This is a genomic window from Microbacterium sp. PI-1, assembly GCF_004337555.1.
Classification (GTDB): Bacteria; Actinomycetota; Actinomycetes; order Actinomycetales; family Microbacteriaceae; genus Microbacterium; species Microbacterium aurugineum.
Window position 1 is genome coordinate 1 of sequence record NZ_SJYZ01000010.1, and the last position, 15,439, is coordinate 15,439.

The window sequence follows — 15,439 nt, forward strand, 5'->3', positions numbered from 1 at the left end:
TCCCACGCGAGCCGGAGGGGGTGTCGACGACAGGAGGGGGCGTCGACCTTCTCTCGGCATCCCCGCAACGCAAAGGACCCACGATCATGACCACTCCCACCGCTCCCCCGACCACGGGCCCGATCCAGACGACCCAGCTGGGCCCTGCGATCGCGGTCACCGGACCCCTCCGCGAACGCTACGAGGAGATCCTGACGCCCGAGGCGATCGCCTTCCTGACCGAACTGCACCACCGGTTCGCCGCCCGTCGCCATGACAGACTCGCCGACCGGATGCGTCGGCGCTTCGAGATCGGCAACGGACACGACCCGCGCTTCCGAGAGGACACGGCACACATCCGGGAAGACCGCGACTGGCGCGTCGCCGGCGCAGGACCCGGCCTCGAGGACCGGCGCGTCGAGATCACCGGCCCGACCGACCCGAAAATGACGATCAACGCCCTCAACTCCGGCGCACGCGTGTGGCTCGCCGACCAGGAGGATGCCACGAGCCCGACCTGGAAGAACGTGATCGAGGGGCAGCTCTCACTGCGCGACGCCATCCGCGGCGAACTGTCGTTCACCTCCCCGGAAGGCAAGGCGTACCGCGTCACGGCGGAGCGCACCCCCACGATCGTGATGCGCCCGCGCGGATGGCACCTGCCGGAGAAGCACATCGCGTTCACCGACCGTGCGGGTCGTCGTACCTCGGCGTCCGGCTCGCTCGTCGACTTCGGGCTGTACTTCCTGCACAACGCGCAGGCGCTGATCGAGAGCGGTCGCGGACCGTACTTCTACATCGCCAAGCTCGAGTCGAGCGAAGAGGCGAAGCTGTGGGACGACGTCTTCTCCTTCAGCGAGGAGTACATCGGCATCCCGCACGGCACCATCCGCGCGACCGTGCTGATCGAGACGCTGCCTGCCGCATTCGAGATGGACGAGATCCTCTACGAGCTGCGCGACCACTGCGCGGGGCTGAACGCCGGGCGGTGGGACTACATCTTCTCGATCATCAAGAACTACCGGGGTCGCGGGGCGCGGTTCGTGCTCCCCGACCGCAGCGAGGTCACGATGACGGTGCCGTTCATGCGGGCGTACACCGACCTGCTCGTGCAGACCTGCCACAAGCGGGGAGCCTTCGCCATCGGCGGCATGAGCGCGTTCATCCCGAACCGTCGTGACCCCGAGGTGACGGCGCGTGCCATCGAGAAGGTCACCGCCGACAAGAAGCGCGAGGCGGGCGACGGCTTCGACGGCACCTGGGTCGCGCACCCCGACCTGATCCCCACGGCGCAGGCCGAGTTCGACGCCGTCCTGGGCGATCGTCCGAATCAGGTCGACCGTCAGCGCGACGACGTCCACGTGGAGGCGCGTGATCTGCTCGACCTGCACATCGGACGGCCGATCACCGCGCAGGGTGTGCGGGACAACGTCTCGGTCGCCATCCGCTACCTCGAAGCCTGGCTGCGCGGACTGGGCGCCGTGGCGATCGACAACCTGATGGAGGATGCCGCGACCGCGGAGATCAGCCGTTCGCAGGTGTGGCAGTGGATCCACCAGGACCGCACCACCGAGGACGGCACCCCCATCACCGCCGAGTACATCGAGGGACTCATCGCCCAGGTGCTCGCCCAGGCGACGCGCAGCCACGGCGACCGCTTCGACGATGCGGCGGAGATCTTCCGTGAGGTCGCGCTGCGCGAGGAGTTCCCGACCTTCCTCACACTCGGCGCCTACAGCCGGTTCCTGGTCGACGAGGACTGAGCGATAGACGAAGAGCCCTCGGGATCGCGGCGGACACCGCATCCGGGGGCTCTTCCCGATCCCGAGCCGGGCCGACCGGAAAGGCTTGGCCGGGAGCGCGGAACGGCGCCTGCCGCGCGAGCCTGCTCAGCGAGCCTCGCCCGGCTCGGCGTCGAGGCGTTCGCGGATCTCCGCGTCGAGCACGAGATCCGCCGCACCCAACGCCTCCTCCAATTGGGCGAGCGACGATACCCCGACGACCGGGATCACCGGCACCTGTGCACCGAGGAGCCACGCCAGGGCGACCTGGTTCGGTGTCGCGCCGATCTCCCCGGCGACCTCGTGCAGCAGCGCACGGCGAGCGTGACTGGACGGATGATCGACGCCGCCCCACAGCGGCTTGTCGAGACGCGCGATCCCTCCCTGATGCAGCGGTGAGTACACGGTGAGGGCGAGCGGCGGACGCTCGGCGGTGCCGGTGGAGGCCGCGTAGTCGAGCAGCCCGGGCGTGACGAAGTTGTTCCGCCCGAGGCGTGGCGCGGGGTACAGGTAGCTGTACTGCTGCTGCACCACGCCGTAGGGCGCGATGCCGAGTCGCCGCGCTTCCTCTCGCGCCTCCACCACCCTCCAGGTCGGGACGTTGGAGATGCCGGTGATGCCGACGAGGCCCTCCGCCTGAAGCTCGCCGAACGCGCCGACCGTCTCAGCGAGCGGAACCTCGCTGTCGTCCACGTGCCCGTACAGCACGTCGATGTGTTCGATGCCCAGGTGCCGTGCGCTCTCGGGAGCCTGCCGTCGGATGACCTCGGCGGAGAGACCCTCGAAGTTCGTCGGCGGCGTGTTCGAAAGAGGCTTGGACGGATCCTTCTGCGCGGCGCCGAGTTTGGTGGCGATGCGCAGCGCGTCACGGTTGCCGCGGTCACTCATCCAGCGCCCGAGCAGATCCTCGCTGTCGCGACCGGTGCCGTTGCCCCAGAGGCTGTAGTTGTTGGCGGTGTCGATGAACGTGCCGCCCGCCTCGACGAAGCGGTCGAGGATCGCACGCGCGGTGGCCTCATCGGTGCGGGTGCCGAAGTTCATGGCCCCCAGGCACAGGGTCGAGACGTCGAACGAGGTACGGCCGTCGGAGAGGGTGCGGTATTGCATGGAGGTCCTTTCTCGGGGGATGGCTCCACGCTAGAGACGAATCGGCTCGGGGATACACTCCAATCACGATGCAGAACACCAGACCGATTCTCGCGTGGGAGACCCTCCTCGACCTGGGTGCCGAGAGCGGGCCTTCCGTGCGCCTGCCACTACGGGATCGGATGGAGTCAGCCGTACGCCGAGCGATCGACGAGGGGCGACTCTCCCCCGGAGCCGCGGTGCCGCCGAGCCGGGCCCTGGCGGAGACGCTGGGAGTCTCACGGTGGGTGGTGACCGAGGCCTACGGGCAGCTCGTCGCCGAGGGCGTGCTGGAGGCGCGGACTGGGTCCGCGACGAGGGTCGCCGAACGGCCGGTGATGCCGAACGCCGCCCGCCTCCCCGATCGCCCGTGGTCGCGCGACCTCGCACCGAGACCCTCAGAGGCCCCCGCGCCGCCCATCCGCTACGACCTGCGCCCGGGCATCCCCGACCTCCGCGCCACTCCCCGATCACGGTGGGCGGCAGCCGTGCGCGCCGGTCTCGCCGACCTCCCCGATCGCGACCTCATCGCCGCGCATCCCTTCGGATACGCTCCCGCCCGCGCCGCCGTCGCCGCCTACCTCGCCCGATCGCGCCATGCGGACGCCGAACCCGATCGCGTCTCGATCACCCACGGCGCGACCGACGGCATGGACATCCTCACGCGGGAACTGCACGGGCGCGGGCACCGGACGATCCTGGTGGAGGACCCGAGCTGGCCGCGACTGCGCATGATCGCCGAACACAACGGACTGCGTCCGGTACCCGTCCCGGTCGATGACGACGGCGTCGACACCGAGATGCTCGCCGCCCTCGCCGCTCGCACGGGAGCACGTGCCGCGCTCGTGACTCCGGCGCATCAGTTCCCGCTCGGAGCCGCGCTCGCGCCCGCCCGTCGCGAGCAGCTGGTCCGCTGGGCGCGGGACTGCGCGGGACTGGTCATCGAAGACGACTACGACGCCGAGTTCCGCTACGACCGGCGTCCCGTCCCCGCACTGCAGCGACTCGCGCCCGACAGCGTCGTGCTGATCGGTTCGCTGTCGAAATCGGTCTCGCCCGCGCTGGGCCTCGGGTGGATGGTGCTGCCGCCGGGCCTCACCCCCGCGCCGTCCCCGAGTGCGCCGTCACTGATCGATCAGGCCGCCCTCGCGCACTTCCTCACCCAGGGTGACTTCGAGCGACACCTGCGCGCTTCGCGCACACGGTTCCGTCGTCGGAGGCAACGGCTGCTCGACGCGCTCACGGCCGAGCTCCCCGAGCTGCGGGTGTCGGGCATCGCCGCCGGCATGCACCTGGTGCTGACGTTGCCGACCCACGCCCGCGCGTCCGCTGTGGTCGACGCCGGATCCGCCGAGGGGCTCGCCCTCACCCCGCTGCACCGCTACACCGACACGGCCGATCCTCCGGATGCGCTCGTCCTCGGATACGGACACCTCGATGATGCACTCGTCGAGGAGGCGGTGGCTCGCCTGGCGGCGGTCCTGGACTCCCCGCTCGTCCGCTGACGACTCACTCCGCTCAGTGGAACGACGCGGCCACCGAGTTGCGGTGATAGTCGAACACGATGCTGGTGCGGGTGGAGGCGACGCTGCTCTGGGCCGACAGATGCTCGAGCACGAACTCCCGCATCTCCGATGAATCGGCGACCGCGATGTGCAGGAGGAAGTCATCGTCACCGCCGAGGAAGAACACCTGGATGACGGGCGGGAGGACACGCACCCGGTCCGCGAACTCGACGATGCTCTCCCGGCGACCGCTCGGACGCAGGGTCACCCCGATGATCGCCTGGAGCCCGGCCCCCAGCTTCCGCTCGTCGACGCTCGCGTGGAACCCGGTGATCACCCCCCGATCGATCAGCGCGCGCAGCCGCGTGTGCGCGGTCGACGGTGCGACCCCGAGCCGAGCGGCGAGCTCCGCATTCGTCATCCGTCCGTCGGCGGTGAGGAGCTGCACGATCCTCGCGTCGATCGCATCGAGCGCGGGCGCCCGAACGCTGTTCGGCCCCGGGGCGTCAGAAGGCATCTCCATACGAAGCATTATTCAGGATTTCGGGCATCGACGAATCATCTTCACTGATTCTGTTGATCTGGCGATGTTTCTGCGATCCTGGGTCGGTCACCTCATCACACCCCTGGAGGATCAATGAAGATCGGCGTCCCCACCGAGGTCAAGAACAACGAGAACCGCGTCGCCCTCACCCCGGCCGGCGCCGATCGGTTGGTCCACGAAGGCCACCGCGTGCTCGTGCAGACCGGCGCAGGGCTCGGCTCCGGCATCACGGACGAAACCTACCGCGCCGCCGGCGCCGAGATCGTCGCGACCGCCGCCGAGGCCTGGGGCGAAGCCGATCTGCTGATCAAGGTCAAGGAGCCGATCGCCCAGGAGTACGGCTTCCTGCGGCCCGACCTCACGCTCTTCACCTACCTCCACCTCGCCGCCGACCGCGCGCTGACCACCGCGCTCGTGGATGCCGGGACGACGGCCGTCGCCTACGAGACCGTGCAGCTGCCCGACCGCAGCCTGCCGCTGCTCGTGCCGATGAGCGAGATCGCCGGACGACTCTCCGTGGTCATGGGCTCGCACTCACTGCTCCGCTCGCAAGGTGGTCGCGGAATGCTGCTCGGTGGCATCGCCGGCACCCCTCGCGCCAAGACCGTCGTGATCGGAGGCGGCGTCGCCGGTGAGCATGCCGCCGCGAACGCCCTCGGACTCGGCTCGAACGTGACCGTGATCGATGTCTCCCTCCCGCGCCTGCGCGAGCTCGAGCACCGCTACGGCGGCGCGCTGGAGACCCGCGCCTCGAGCCGCTACGACATCGCCGAAGAGCTCAGGACCGCCGACCTCGTGATCGGCTCCGTGCTGATCCCCGGCGCCGCTGCCCCCAAACTCGTCACCGACGACATGGTCGCCGCGATGAAGCCGGGATCCGTGCTCGTCGACATCGCGATCGATCAGGGCGGATGCTTCGAGGGCTCGCGCCCGACCACTCACGACGACCCCACGTTCGCCGTGCACGACTCGATCTACTACTGCGTCGCGAACATGCCCGGCGCGGTTCCCGAGACCGCGACCCGTGCGCTGACCAACGCGACGCTGCCCTACGTCTCGGCGATCGCCGGCAAGGGCTGGGAGCGTGCCGCGTCCGAGGATGCCGCGCTCGCGAAGGGACTGAACGTCCAGAACGGGCACATCACCCTCCCCGCCGTCGCGCAGGCGCACGGCTTCCCGACGGACTGACCTTCCAGACCCGAAAGAACCTCGGATCTTGGCGACATCCCACACCTCGCGCGCCGCATCGACCCGAGTACGCTCGTAGTCGTGACCGAACGCGCTCCTCTCTCCCGCAAGCTGTCCGCCATCGCCGAATCCGCGACCCTCAAGGTCGACGCCAAGGCCAAGGCCCTCAAGGCCGAGGGCAAGGACGTCATCTCCTACGCCGCCGGCGAGCCCGATTTCGCGACGCCGCAGTTCATCGTGGACGCCGCCGCGGAGGCACTCGCCGACCCCGCGAGCTACCGGTACACGCCCGCTCCCGGCCTGCCTGCGCTGCGTGAGGCGATCGCCGCGAAGACCCTGCGCGACTCCGGCCTGGAGGTCTCCCCCAGCCAGGTCATCGTGACGAACGGTGGCAAGCAGTCCGTCTACCAGGCGTTCCAGGCCGTCGTGAACCCTGGCGACGAGGTGCTGCTCCCCGCCCCGTACTGGACCACGTACCCCGAGGCCATCCGTCTCGCCGACGGCACCCCGGTCGAGGTCTTCGCCGGCGCCGACCAGGACTACAAGGTCACGGTCGAGCAGCTCGAGGCCGCGCGCACCGCACGAACCACCGTGCTCGTCTTCGTGTCGCCGTCGAACCCGACCGGATCGGTGTACACCGCGAAAGAGACGCGTGCCATCGGACAGTGGGCGCTCGAGCACGGCATCTGGATCATCAGCGACGAGATCTACCAGAACCTCACCTATGAAGGTGTGAAGGCCACCTCGATCGTCGAGGCGGTGCCCGAGGTCGCCGGTCAGACGATCCTCGTCAACGGGGTCGCGAAGACCTACGCCATGACCGGGTGGAGGGTGGGCTGGATGGTCGGCCCGACCGACGCCATCAAGATCGCCGGGAACCTGCAGTCGCACCTCACCAGCAACGTGAACAACGTCGCGCAGAAGGCTGCCATCGCCGCGCTCAACGGTCCGCAGACCGAGGCCGAGCAGTTCCGCGAGGCCTTCGACCGCCGCCGTCGCCTCATCGTGTCGGAGCTGTCGAAGATCGACGGCCTCGTCGTCCCGAACCCCCTCGGCGCGTTCTACGTCTACCCCGACGTGCAGGGCCTGCTCGGTCGGACCTGGCGCGGCGTCACGCCGACCACCTCGCTCGAGCTCGCCGACCTCATCCTCGACGAGGCCGAGGTCGCGGTCGTACCCGGCGAGGCCTTCGGTCCCTCCGGCTACATCCGCATGTCGTATGCGCTCGGCGACGACCAGCTGCTCGAGGGCGTGCAGCGCCTCCAGCGCCTGTTCGCCTGACGCGGTCCCGCTCCGTCCGGTCCCGCTCCGTCCGTCGAGACCCCCGCTGACCGTCGAGACCCCCTCGCAGCCGCGGTGCTGCGAGGGGGTCTCGACGTGTGGCGGGGGTCTCGGCGGTCAGTCCTCGGGATGGAAGCCGATCAGCCAGCGGATGCCGTAGCGGTCGACGAGCGTGCCGTCGTAGTCACCCCAGGGGCGCTTCTGCAAGGCGTCGAGCACTCGCCCGTCGGCGGCGAGCTTGTCGAACCACTCGGTGAGGGTCAGAGCGTCGGCCGTGCCGAGGAGCGACAGGAACATGCCGCCCATCTGGACGGCGTCGTCGTCGGCACCGGCATCCGCGCCGGCGAGCTCGACGAGCCCGCTCAGCTGCCCGTGCGCGACCGCATCGCCCGGGCCGTCATGACGCCCTGCTGCGGCGTAGTCGAACAGCTGCAGGTCACCCCCGAACACGCCCTGGTAGTGATGGAGCGCCTCTGCGGCGTTGCCGGGGAACAGCAGGTACGGGATCAGTCCGCTCATGCCGCGAGTGTATCCGCGACCGTCGAGGTCCTACAGGTCGACGCCCACCAGCACGGGCTCCGGCTGCAGCACGAGACCGAACTCGGCGTGCACCCTGCTCTGGATGAACCGTGCGAGCTCGGAGACCTCTGCCGCCGTCGCACCACCCCGGTTGGTCAGGGCGAGCGCGTGCTTCGTCGACACCGATGCGCGTGAGCGCGGGAGTTTGAACCCCTTGCGGATGCCGGCCTGTTCGATCAGCCAGGCCGCGCTCACCTTGACGTCGGAGACGGTCGCGGGCTTCGACGGCGGAACCTGCCCGTCGTAGGCGGCGAGAGGGATCACGGTCACCGCATCGAGGTCCGGGGCGACCGGCCAGCGCGGGCACTCGGGCGGCAGCGACCTGGCCACCGCCGCGGTCACGATGGCGTTCTGGAAGAAGGATCCGACGCCGTGCGTGTCAGGATCCGCATCGTCCAGGATCATCCCCTTCGACGCTCGGGTGGCGAGGATCCGCTCCCTGACCCAGCTGAGCGGGACCGGCGTCTCGTCGACGAGGCCGAGCGCACGCCGCAACTGCTCGCCGCGGACCACGCGCTCCCCGGCGATCAGCAGGTCGACGGTCGCCGTGAGGATCACGGCACGACGCTGCGGCACGCTTCCGTGGTGGTGCTTGAGCACCGAAGTACGGAAGCCGAGGCCCAGGTCGGCCGCCGGAACGGTCGAGATCTCGCCGGTCGACTCGTCGATCAGCTCGACCTCGACCAGCGTCTCCTGGATCTCCTGCCCGTACGCACCGATGTTCTGCACGGGGGCGGCGCCGACGGTGCCGGGGATTCCACTCATCGCCTCGAGTCCCGCATAGCCGTGGGCCACCGCGTAGGCGACCAGATCGTCCCAGCCGTGTCCGGCTTGCGCGCGCAGACGGATGCGACCCGGGTGCGGGGAGGGAAGCTCCTCGATGCCCTCCGTACGCACTCGGATCACGGTGCCTTCGAAGGGCTCGTCGCCGACGAACAGGTTGGAGCCGCCGCCGAGGACGAACCACTCGTCGCCGCGCGCCCACGTCTCACGAAGGGACTCGACGAGGCCCTCGGTCGTCGTCGCCTCGAACATCCGCTCCGGCGCTGCGCCCGTGCGGAGCGTCGTCAGCTCCGCCAGACGAACCGGCTCGATCTCCCGCATCAGACCGCCCTCATCAGACGGCGACGCGCAGCTGCGCCTTGACGAGCACGGTGGTCTCGCCGAACGTGACCTTGAGGTCGATGCGTGCGACCTGCTCGTCGACCGCACCGACGGTCGCGACGACCTTCACGTCCGCACCGTCGACCGGGTCGACGACGACCGGCTTCGTGAAGCGCACGCCGTAGTCGAGGATCCGCGTCGCGGGGTCGAGGGCCGCGACGACGACCGAGGACGCGATGCCCATCGTGAGCATGCCGTGGGCGAGGACGCCCGGGAGCCCGACGGACGCCGCCACGTCGTCGCGGTAGTGGATGGGGTTGAAGTCTCCGGATGCTCCCGCGTAGCGCACGAGCGATTCGCGGGTGAGGTGCACGGTGCGCTCGGCGATCACGTCTCCGACGGTGTAGCCCATCAGACGGCCTCCCCTTCATCCGTGCTGTCCGCGCCGACCAGCAGCACGCTGGTCGCGGTCACGACGTGGGCACCCGCGGGGTCGGTGATCTCCGCCTCGCTGGTGATCATCGCGTTGCCCCCCATCATCCGGATGCCGGTCACGCGCAGCTGTGCGGTGAGCTCGTCGCCCGCGACGATGGGCCGCGTGTACGTGAAGCGCTGCTCCGCGTGGATGGTGCGCGCGAGCACGATGCCCGAGTCCTCCTGCCCCAGCAGCTGCTGGAGCGTGAGGTCCTGGATGACCATCGCGAAGGTCGGCGGCGCCACCACGTCGGAGAAGCCCGCCGCGCGGGCCGCCTTGACGTCGGTGTGCTGCGGAGCGTCGGCGAAGACGGCACGCGCGAACTCGCGCACCTTCTCACGGCCGACGAGGTACGGGGCCGTCGGCGGGAACTCCCGGCCGACCAGTTCTTGGTTCACTGCCACCCCTCGATCCTACCGAGGGGGTGGCAGTGAAGCCGCCCGCGGGACCCAGGCGGAGCTTTCACGCTGCTCGCGCCGACATCGCCGACCCGAGCAGAACCATCCTCATACTGCGCTCCGCGGCGTCGCGCAGCAACGCCTCGCCGTGCTCCACCGCTTCTTCGAGCGGCATCGGCACGGTGATGATCGAGGCGATCGCGTCGATGCCGATGTCGTGCACGGCCGGGGCGCCCACGCCGAGCGATCCGGCGATGCCGAGGACCGGGACGCCCGCGACCCGCGCGCGCATCGCGATCTCGGCGGGCACCTTGCCGCGGGGAGTCTGGAAGTCGATGGCGCCCTCGGCCGTGATCACGAGGTCCGCGCCCGACATCAGCTCGTCGAGAGGTTCGGGCAGCAGCCCGCTGTCGAGCAGCACTTCGAAACGAGGAGCGAGACGGGCGCCGAGCACCGCGGCCAACCCGGCACCGAGTCCACCAGATGCCCCTGTGCCCGCACCCGTGCGCACGTCCATCGCCGCGCCGAACGGGCTCTGCTCCTCGAGCAGAGCGGCCCAGACGTCGAGAGCCTCCGCAAGCTGCTCCACCTGCTGCGGGGTCGCGCCCTTCTGCGGTCCGAAGACCCTGGCCACGCCGCGCGGCCCGCACAGCACGTTGTGGATGTTGCAGGCGAGCACGATCTCCACCTCACCGATACGGGGATGAAGGCCGGTGAGGTCGAGGTGGACCGCCTCGCCGAGGTGGCGTCCCCCGGCGGCCAGCGGTACACCGTCGCGATCGAGGATGCGTGCGCCCAGCGCTTCGAGCGCACCGGCGCCGCCGTCACTCGTGCCGGAGTCGCCGCAGCCGACCACGATCCGCTCGACACCGGCGTCGAGAGCCGCAGCGATCAGTTCGCCGACGCCGCGGGTCGTGGTCGCCCCCGGGTCCCGCCGGTCGCGCGGCACGAGTCGCAGCCCTGCGGCAGACGCCATCTCGACGACGGCCGTACCCGATGCGTGTCCGCCCAGTCGCGCCCACTGCGCCTCGACCGGATCACCGACCGGGCCCGTGACCCGGAGCGCGATGAGCTCTCCTCCGGTGGCTGCGGCGAGCGCGGCGGCGGTGCCCTCCCCGCCATCGGGAACGGGGTATTCGTCCACCTGCACGCCGGGGATGACCCGTCGCACACCGGCGGCGATCGCCTGGGCCACGGCCTCGGCGCTGAGGCTCTCCTTGAATCCGCTCGGCGCGACCAGGATGCGTTGCGGGGTGTGGATCGACATGGTTCCTCCTTCTGCGCCCGAACGGGCGACGAACGCCCGGTATGCGGGCACGACGAGCACCGGTGCGCCGGCGGCGCACGCGGGAATGCGGCGGATGCGGTGGGGCCGGAGGCTGCGGATCAGAGCAGCAGCGGCAGGCCCATCAGTGGCCAGATCCAGAGGGCGAAGACGGCGACGAGCACGAACATCGCGGGCGCCAGCACCACCGAGAGCCGACGCAGGTCGTGCGGGGTGAAGCCCCCTCTCACGATCTCGGGGTCGGCGAACATCGCGACCGGCTTCGCGGAGCTGGGAAGTGTGTGGCAGAAGCCGGCCGCGGCGGTGGAGGCGAACGCCGCCGCCATCGGGGAGACGCCGAGCGCGGGAGCGAGCGCGATCACGACCGGGATGATGGCGGCCGAGCGCGCCGACCGCGACGGGATCAGCAGGTGCGCCGCGGTCGAGATCGCGATGACCACGAGCACGAAGGCGAAGGCACCGGCAGCGCCGAGACCGCGGAGCGGAGCGAGCGCCGATGTGCTCAACCAGGCAGCGGTTCCCGTCGTGGTGAGCGCGGATGCGAGAGCCAGGGTTGCGGCCAGGAACAGCAGCAGCGACCACGGCACGCGCGTGATCGCGGCGGGGAACGTCACGCAGCCGATGCCCGGCGTCACGGTGGCGACGGCTCCGAGCAGGGCGACCAACGCGGGCGAGAGGTGGTGCAGCGGCTCGGTGCTCCAGAGCACGATCACCCCGGCGAGAAGCAGCGCGGCCCGACGCTCCGCGGCGCTGAGCGGCCCGGTCACCGCCGTCGGTGCGGCGCGACCGATCTCGGCGGCACTCATCCGGAGTGGTTCCCTGCGGTCTGCCCTGCGGGTGAAACGCCAGAGGATGATCTCGCACGCCAGATGCGACGAGACCACGGCCAGCGGAAGCCCGAGCAGCAGCCAGGTCAGGAAGGTGAAGCCCTCCTCCCCCGCTGCACGCAGCAACTGGTCGGTCACGATGTGCGCCCCTGCGCCGAGCAGGGACCCGACGGCGGAGAGCAGGACCACGGTCGGCATCAGGAGGGCGAGAGCGCGGACCACCCGCTCGCGTACGGGAAGGACGGCCGAGACCGCACCGTGCACGGGGACCGCCAGCGCGGCGCGCCCGGACGTGGCGGGCACGGCGAATGCAGTGAGCGTCAGGGCGACCGTGGTGAGGTGGAACAAGCTCCGCGGGCCCCGCGCGAGCCGCAGCAGGTGCGAGGCACCACGCAGGGCGAGACCGGACGAAGACACCGCCGAGGAGATCACGAAGGCGCCGATGAGCAGCCAGATCGTCTCGTCGCCGAGGGAGGCGAAGAAGTCGCTCGGCGGCAGCACCCCGGTGACGATCAGCGCGATCGCCGCGAGGAAGGCGACGAGCGTGTCATCGAGGCCGGTCGAGGTCCAGGCCCACACGGCGAGCAGGAAGACGGTGAGCGTCGCCGCGATCGGCAGGGTCGGCGCGCCGCTCCCCGTCGTCCCGGTCAGCGCGGACAGGGTCATCCCGAGCCCGGCGACGAGCACCAGTCCGAGCATGACCAGGCGGACGGACCGCCCGCGCCGGGCTCGGCGCCGCGCGGACCGGGCTCCGACGGGCACCGGTCCGTGTCGCGGCGGCATCGTGGCGAAGCGTGTGCGCTCGACGGCCGTCGCGTCCGCGCTCGGGCTCGGGCTCGTGGTCTCGCTACGATCGCTCATCGGAATCGATACCCTGCCCCGCGCACGGTCTCGATGCGGTCGACCCCGATCTTGCCGCGCAGCGCCCGCACATAGACGTCGACCACATTGGAAGCCGGATCGAAGTCCATCCCCCAGACGTGCCCGATCAGTTGATCGCGCGACAGCACTTGTCCGGCGTTCTGCAGGAACACCTCGAGCAGGGCGAACTCGCGCGAGGTGAGCTCGCGCATGTCCCCCTCGACGGTGACCGTGCGTGCGCGCACGTCCACGCGCACCTCGCCGTGGGTGAGCACCGGACCGGCCGCGCGTCCCTCACCGTCACCGATCCGCAGCCGCACCCGGGCGATGAGTTCGGCGAACTGGAACGGCTTGGTGACGTAATCGTTGGCGCCGCTCTCCAGACCCCGCACGGTGTCGATGACCGAGTCACGGGCGGTGAGGATGATGACCGGGGTCGCGACGCCTTCGCCGCGCAGGTTGGCGAGCACGTCGAAGCCGTCCATGCCTCCGAGCCCGATGTCGAGCAGCACCAGGTCGAACATGCCGCTGCGTGCCATCAGCAGTGCGGTGTGCCCGTCGGCGGCCTCGGCGGTCTCGTACCCGGCCGCGCGCAGCCCGCGGCGGACGAACGAGGTGATGTGCGGGTCGTCTTCGGCGATGAGGATGCTGCGCATCTCACTCGCTCCTCTCTGTCGCGGCGTCGAACCGCGTAGGGGTGGGCGCGGGGAGGTCGATACCGAATGTGGCGCCTTCGCCGAGCACGCTGTCGACCCACGCCGAGCCGCCGTGTCCATCGGTGATCGCCCGCACGATCGCGAGCCCGAGCCCCGATCCGCGGCGTGCACCGGAGCTATCCCCGCGGGCGAAGCGTTCGAAGATGCGCTCGGCATCGGTCACGGCGACTCCGGGACCGGAGTCTCGCACCCAGAGTCGCAGGCGCCGCTCGGAGCCCTCGCCGTCGAAGCGGGAGCCGATGAGGATGCGATCGCCCGGCTCGGTGACCTGCACCGCGTTCGCCGCGAGCTGGAGCACGGCCTGGGTGACCCGCTGGGGGTCGAGCGGAACCGCTCCCTCCGCCACCTCCATGAGCTGCCACCGGCGGTCACCCAGGTTCTGCGCTTTGGCCTCGATGTCGAGGGTGAGGGCGGCGATGTCGCAGTCCGCGACGCGCACGAAGTCAGGCTGCTCGGCCCGCGCGAGCACGAGGAGGTCCGTGACGATGCGGCTCATGCGGTCGAGCTCGTCGCTGACGAGACGCAGGGTCACGGCTCGCTCCTCGGGGTCTTCACTGAGCAGCTCCAGCTGTCCCCGCACGATCGTGATCGGGGTGCGCAGTTCGTGCCCCGCGTCGTCCACGAACCGTTGCTGCGTGGCGTGCACGGCTTCGAGGCGGTCGAGCATCTGGTTGAAGGTCGTGGCCACGGCGGCGATGTCATCCGTCCCCTCCACCGGCACCCTGGCCGAGAGGTCGTGCTCCCCGATGTCGCGCGCGACCCGGTACACCTCTCGCACGGGTGCCAGGATCTGGCCTGCCACGAGCCAGGCGACGCCGGAGCTGAGCACGATGCCGACCAGCGCGACCCACGCGATCGTCGCGAAGCCGGCATCGACCTGCGCCCGCGCGTCCTGCGTGTACTGCATGATCAGGACCGAGCCGTCGCCGTCACCGGTCGTGAAGTCCAGCCGGCCCCAGCGCAGGGGTCCGGCTTCGCGCTCCTCCTGAGCGCCGGAGGTCTCCGTGGCGCCGAGGAGCTCGGCCACGAGCGCCTCCCCGCCGGGCACGTCCGAGACGGCGGAGGGATCCGTCGTTGTCGCCGAGCCGTTCGCGACCGCGATCACCGTGCCGCCGACGGTGGCGACGACGACCTCGTTCTCGTGCGCGGATTGCCGGGCGACGTACTCGGTGACGAGCTCCTCCGCCGTGGTGTGCCCGCTCGCCGCCGCATCCTCCGCGAAGCGGGCGAACTCGGCGGCTTCCTGCTCGATCTCGGCGTTGGCGGACTGCTCGACGCCCGCGATGAAGATGCTGCGGCCGATCATCCCGACGGCGAAGAGGGTCACGGCGGTGCTGAGGATGATCCACAGGGTGATCCGCCAGCGCGCAGGCAGCGTGCGGCGACGCAGGGTGCGCAACGGGACACCGGTGGCCGTCGGCCCGTGCGCCACCGCGCGCGGCTCGGGACGAGGCGTGTCCTTCGCGTCGAGCTCCAGCGGGAGCGTGGGCGCGTCAGTCATCGTCGCCGTCGTCATCGTCGTCGTCGCCCGCGGGCGGCGCGGGCACCGGCGCCGGTTGCGGGGCGGGTGCCGGAGCAGGAGCAGGTGCGGGCGCCGGGGTCACACGTGGCGCCGGCTCCTCGGTCGGCGGCGCGAGCTGCACCGACACGGGTTCCGTGGGCAGGTGGGGAGACGGAGGCATCTGCGCCAGCACGACGCTCCCGACCGCGAAGGCGACCGGAACGGCGATCAGGGCGCCGGTGAGGAGGAGGCGTCGTGGAGTGGGCATGACCCCATGATGCCGGTCGATC

At 70.5% G+C, this 15,439-nt stretch carries 15 protein-coding genes; 4 read left to right on the forward strand and 11 right to left on the reverse strand.

Translation table 11 applies throughout. The annotated features are described in order from the left end of the window. The first annotated feature begins 86 nt into the window (after positions 1-86). On the forward strand, positions 87-1,742 hold the full coding sequence (gene aceB, locus E0W80_RS09985; RefSeq protein WP_131492336.1) for a malate synthase A: 1,656 nt from the start codon (positions 87-89) through the stop codon (positions 1,740-1,742). A gap of 126 nt (positions 1,743-1,868) precedes the next feature. On the opposite strand, the gene E0W80_RS09990 is transcribed toward aceB, so the two are convergent. Continuing rightward, on the reverse strand, positions 1,869-2,867 hold the full coding sequence (locus tag E0W80_RS09990) for an aldo/keto reductase (protein WP_131492337.1): 999 nt from the start codon (positions 2,865-2,867) through the stop codon (positions 1,869-1,871). 68 nt (positions 2,868-2,935) lie between these two features. Here E0W80_RS09990 and E0W80_RS09995 point away from each other — a divergent pair, with 68 nt between their 5' ends. Continuing rightward, the gene (locus tag E0W80_RS09995) at positions 2,936-4,390 is read left to right on the forward strand and encodes a PLP-dependent aminotransferase family protein (RefSeq protein ID WP_131492338.1); all 1,455 of its coding nucleotides are present in this window, start codon (positions 2,936-2,938) and stop codon (positions 4,388-4,390) included. A gap of 13 nt (positions 4,391-4,403) precedes the next feature. On the opposite strand, the gene E0W80_RS10000 is transcribed toward E0W80_RS09995, so the two are convergent. Continuing rightward, the gene (locus E0W80_RS10000) at positions 4,404-4,922 is read right to left on the reverse strand and encodes an Lrp/AsnC family transcriptional regulator (protein ID WP_131492339.1); all 519 of its coding nucleotides are present in this window, start codon (positions 4,920-4,922) and stop codon (positions 4,404-4,406) included. Between the two features lie 105 nt (positions 4,923-5,027). Between E0W80_RS10000 and ald the strand changes: the two genes are divergently transcribed. Together ald and E0W80_RS10010 are read left to right on the forward strand one after the other, a co-directional pair. Next, on the forward strand, positions 5,028-6,122 hold the full coding sequence (ald, locus tag E0W80_RS10005) for an alanine dehydrogenase (protein ID WP_131492340.1): 1,095 nt from the start codon (positions 5,028-5,030) through the stop codon (positions 6,120-6,122). Positions 6,123-6,203: 81 nt separating this feature from the next. Further along, positions 6,204-7,403 carry a pyridoxal phosphate-dependent aminotransferase gene (locus E0W80_RS10010; RefSeq protein ID WP_131492341.1) on the forward strand — a complete coding sequence of 400 codons (1,200 nt, stop codon included), beginning with the start codon at positions 6,204-6,206 and terminating at the stop codon, positions 7,401-7,403. A 117-nt stretch (positions 7,404-7,520) separates the two neighbouring features. On the opposite strand, the gene E0W80_RS10015 is transcribed toward E0W80_RS10010, so the two are convergent. The 9 genes from E0W80_RS10015 to E0W80_RS10055 all read right to left on the reverse strand — a co-directional run bounded on the left by E0W80_RS10015 (position 7,521) and on the right by E0W80_RS10055 (position 15,417). Then, entirely contained in the window at positions 7,521-7,922 is a 402-nt protein-coding gene (locus E0W80_RS10015; protein WP_047524843.1) for a VOC family protein, read from the reverse strand. A 30-nt stretch (positions 7,923-7,952) separates the two neighbouring features. Beyond that, positions 7,953-9,086, reverse strand: a complete 1,134-nt coding sequence (locus E0W80_RS10020; RefSeq protein ID WP_131492342.1) for a UDP-N-acetylmuramate dehydrogenase — start codon at positions 9,084-9,086, stop codon at positions 7,953-7,955. 13 nt (positions 9,087-9,099) lie between these two features. Then, positions 9,100-9,498: a MaoC/PaaZ C-terminal domain-containing protein gene (locus E0W80_RS10025; protein ID WP_047524845.1), complete on the reverse strand. Its 399-nt coding sequence runs from the start codon at positions 9,496-9,498 to the stop codon at positions 9,100-9,102. Further along, complete coding sequence (locus E0W80_RS10030) at positions 9,498-9,965, reverse strand: MaoC family dehydratase N-terminal domain-containing protein (protein WP_047524846.1); 468 nt, start codon at positions 9,963-9,965, stop codon at positions 9,498-9,500. Before E0W80_RS10030 ends, E0W80_RS10025 begins: the two co-directional genes overlap by 1 nt. Positions 9,966-10,023: 58 nt before the next feature. Next, positions 10,024-11,226: a glycerate kinase gene (locus E0W80_RS10035; RefSeq protein WP_131492343.1), complete on the reverse strand. Its 1,203-nt coding sequence runs from the start codon at positions 11,224-11,226 to the stop codon at positions 10,024-10,026. A 119-nt stretch (positions 11,227-11,345) separates the two neighbouring features. After that, on the reverse strand, positions 11,346-12,932 hold the full coding sequence (locus E0W80_RS10040) for an SLC13 family permease (RefSeq protein WP_131492344.1): 1,587 nt from the start codon (positions 12,930-12,932) through the stop codon (positions 11,346-11,348). Then, positions 12,929-13,588, reverse strand: coding sequence for a response regulator transcription factor (locus E0W80_RS10045; RefSeq protein WP_131492345.1), 660 nt, complete (start codon positions 13,586-13,588; stop codon positions 12,929-12,931). Before E0W80_RS10045 ends, E0W80_RS10040 begins: the two co-directional genes overlap by 4 nt. A 1-nt stretch (position 13,589) precedes the next feature. Beyond that, entirely contained in the window at positions 13,590-15,149 is a 1,560-nt protein-coding gene (locus E0W80_RS10050) for a HAMP domain-containing sensor histidine kinase (protein WP_131492346.1), read from the reverse strand. Beyond that, complete coding sequence (locus E0W80_RS10055) at positions 15,142-15,417, reverse strand: hypothetical protein (protein WP_131492347.1); 276 nt, start codon at positions 15,415-15,417, stop codon at positions 15,142-15,144. Before E0W80_RS10055 ends, E0W80_RS10050 begins: the two co-directional genes overlap by 8 nt. Between the last annotated feature and the right edge of the window lie 22 nt (positions 15,418-15,439).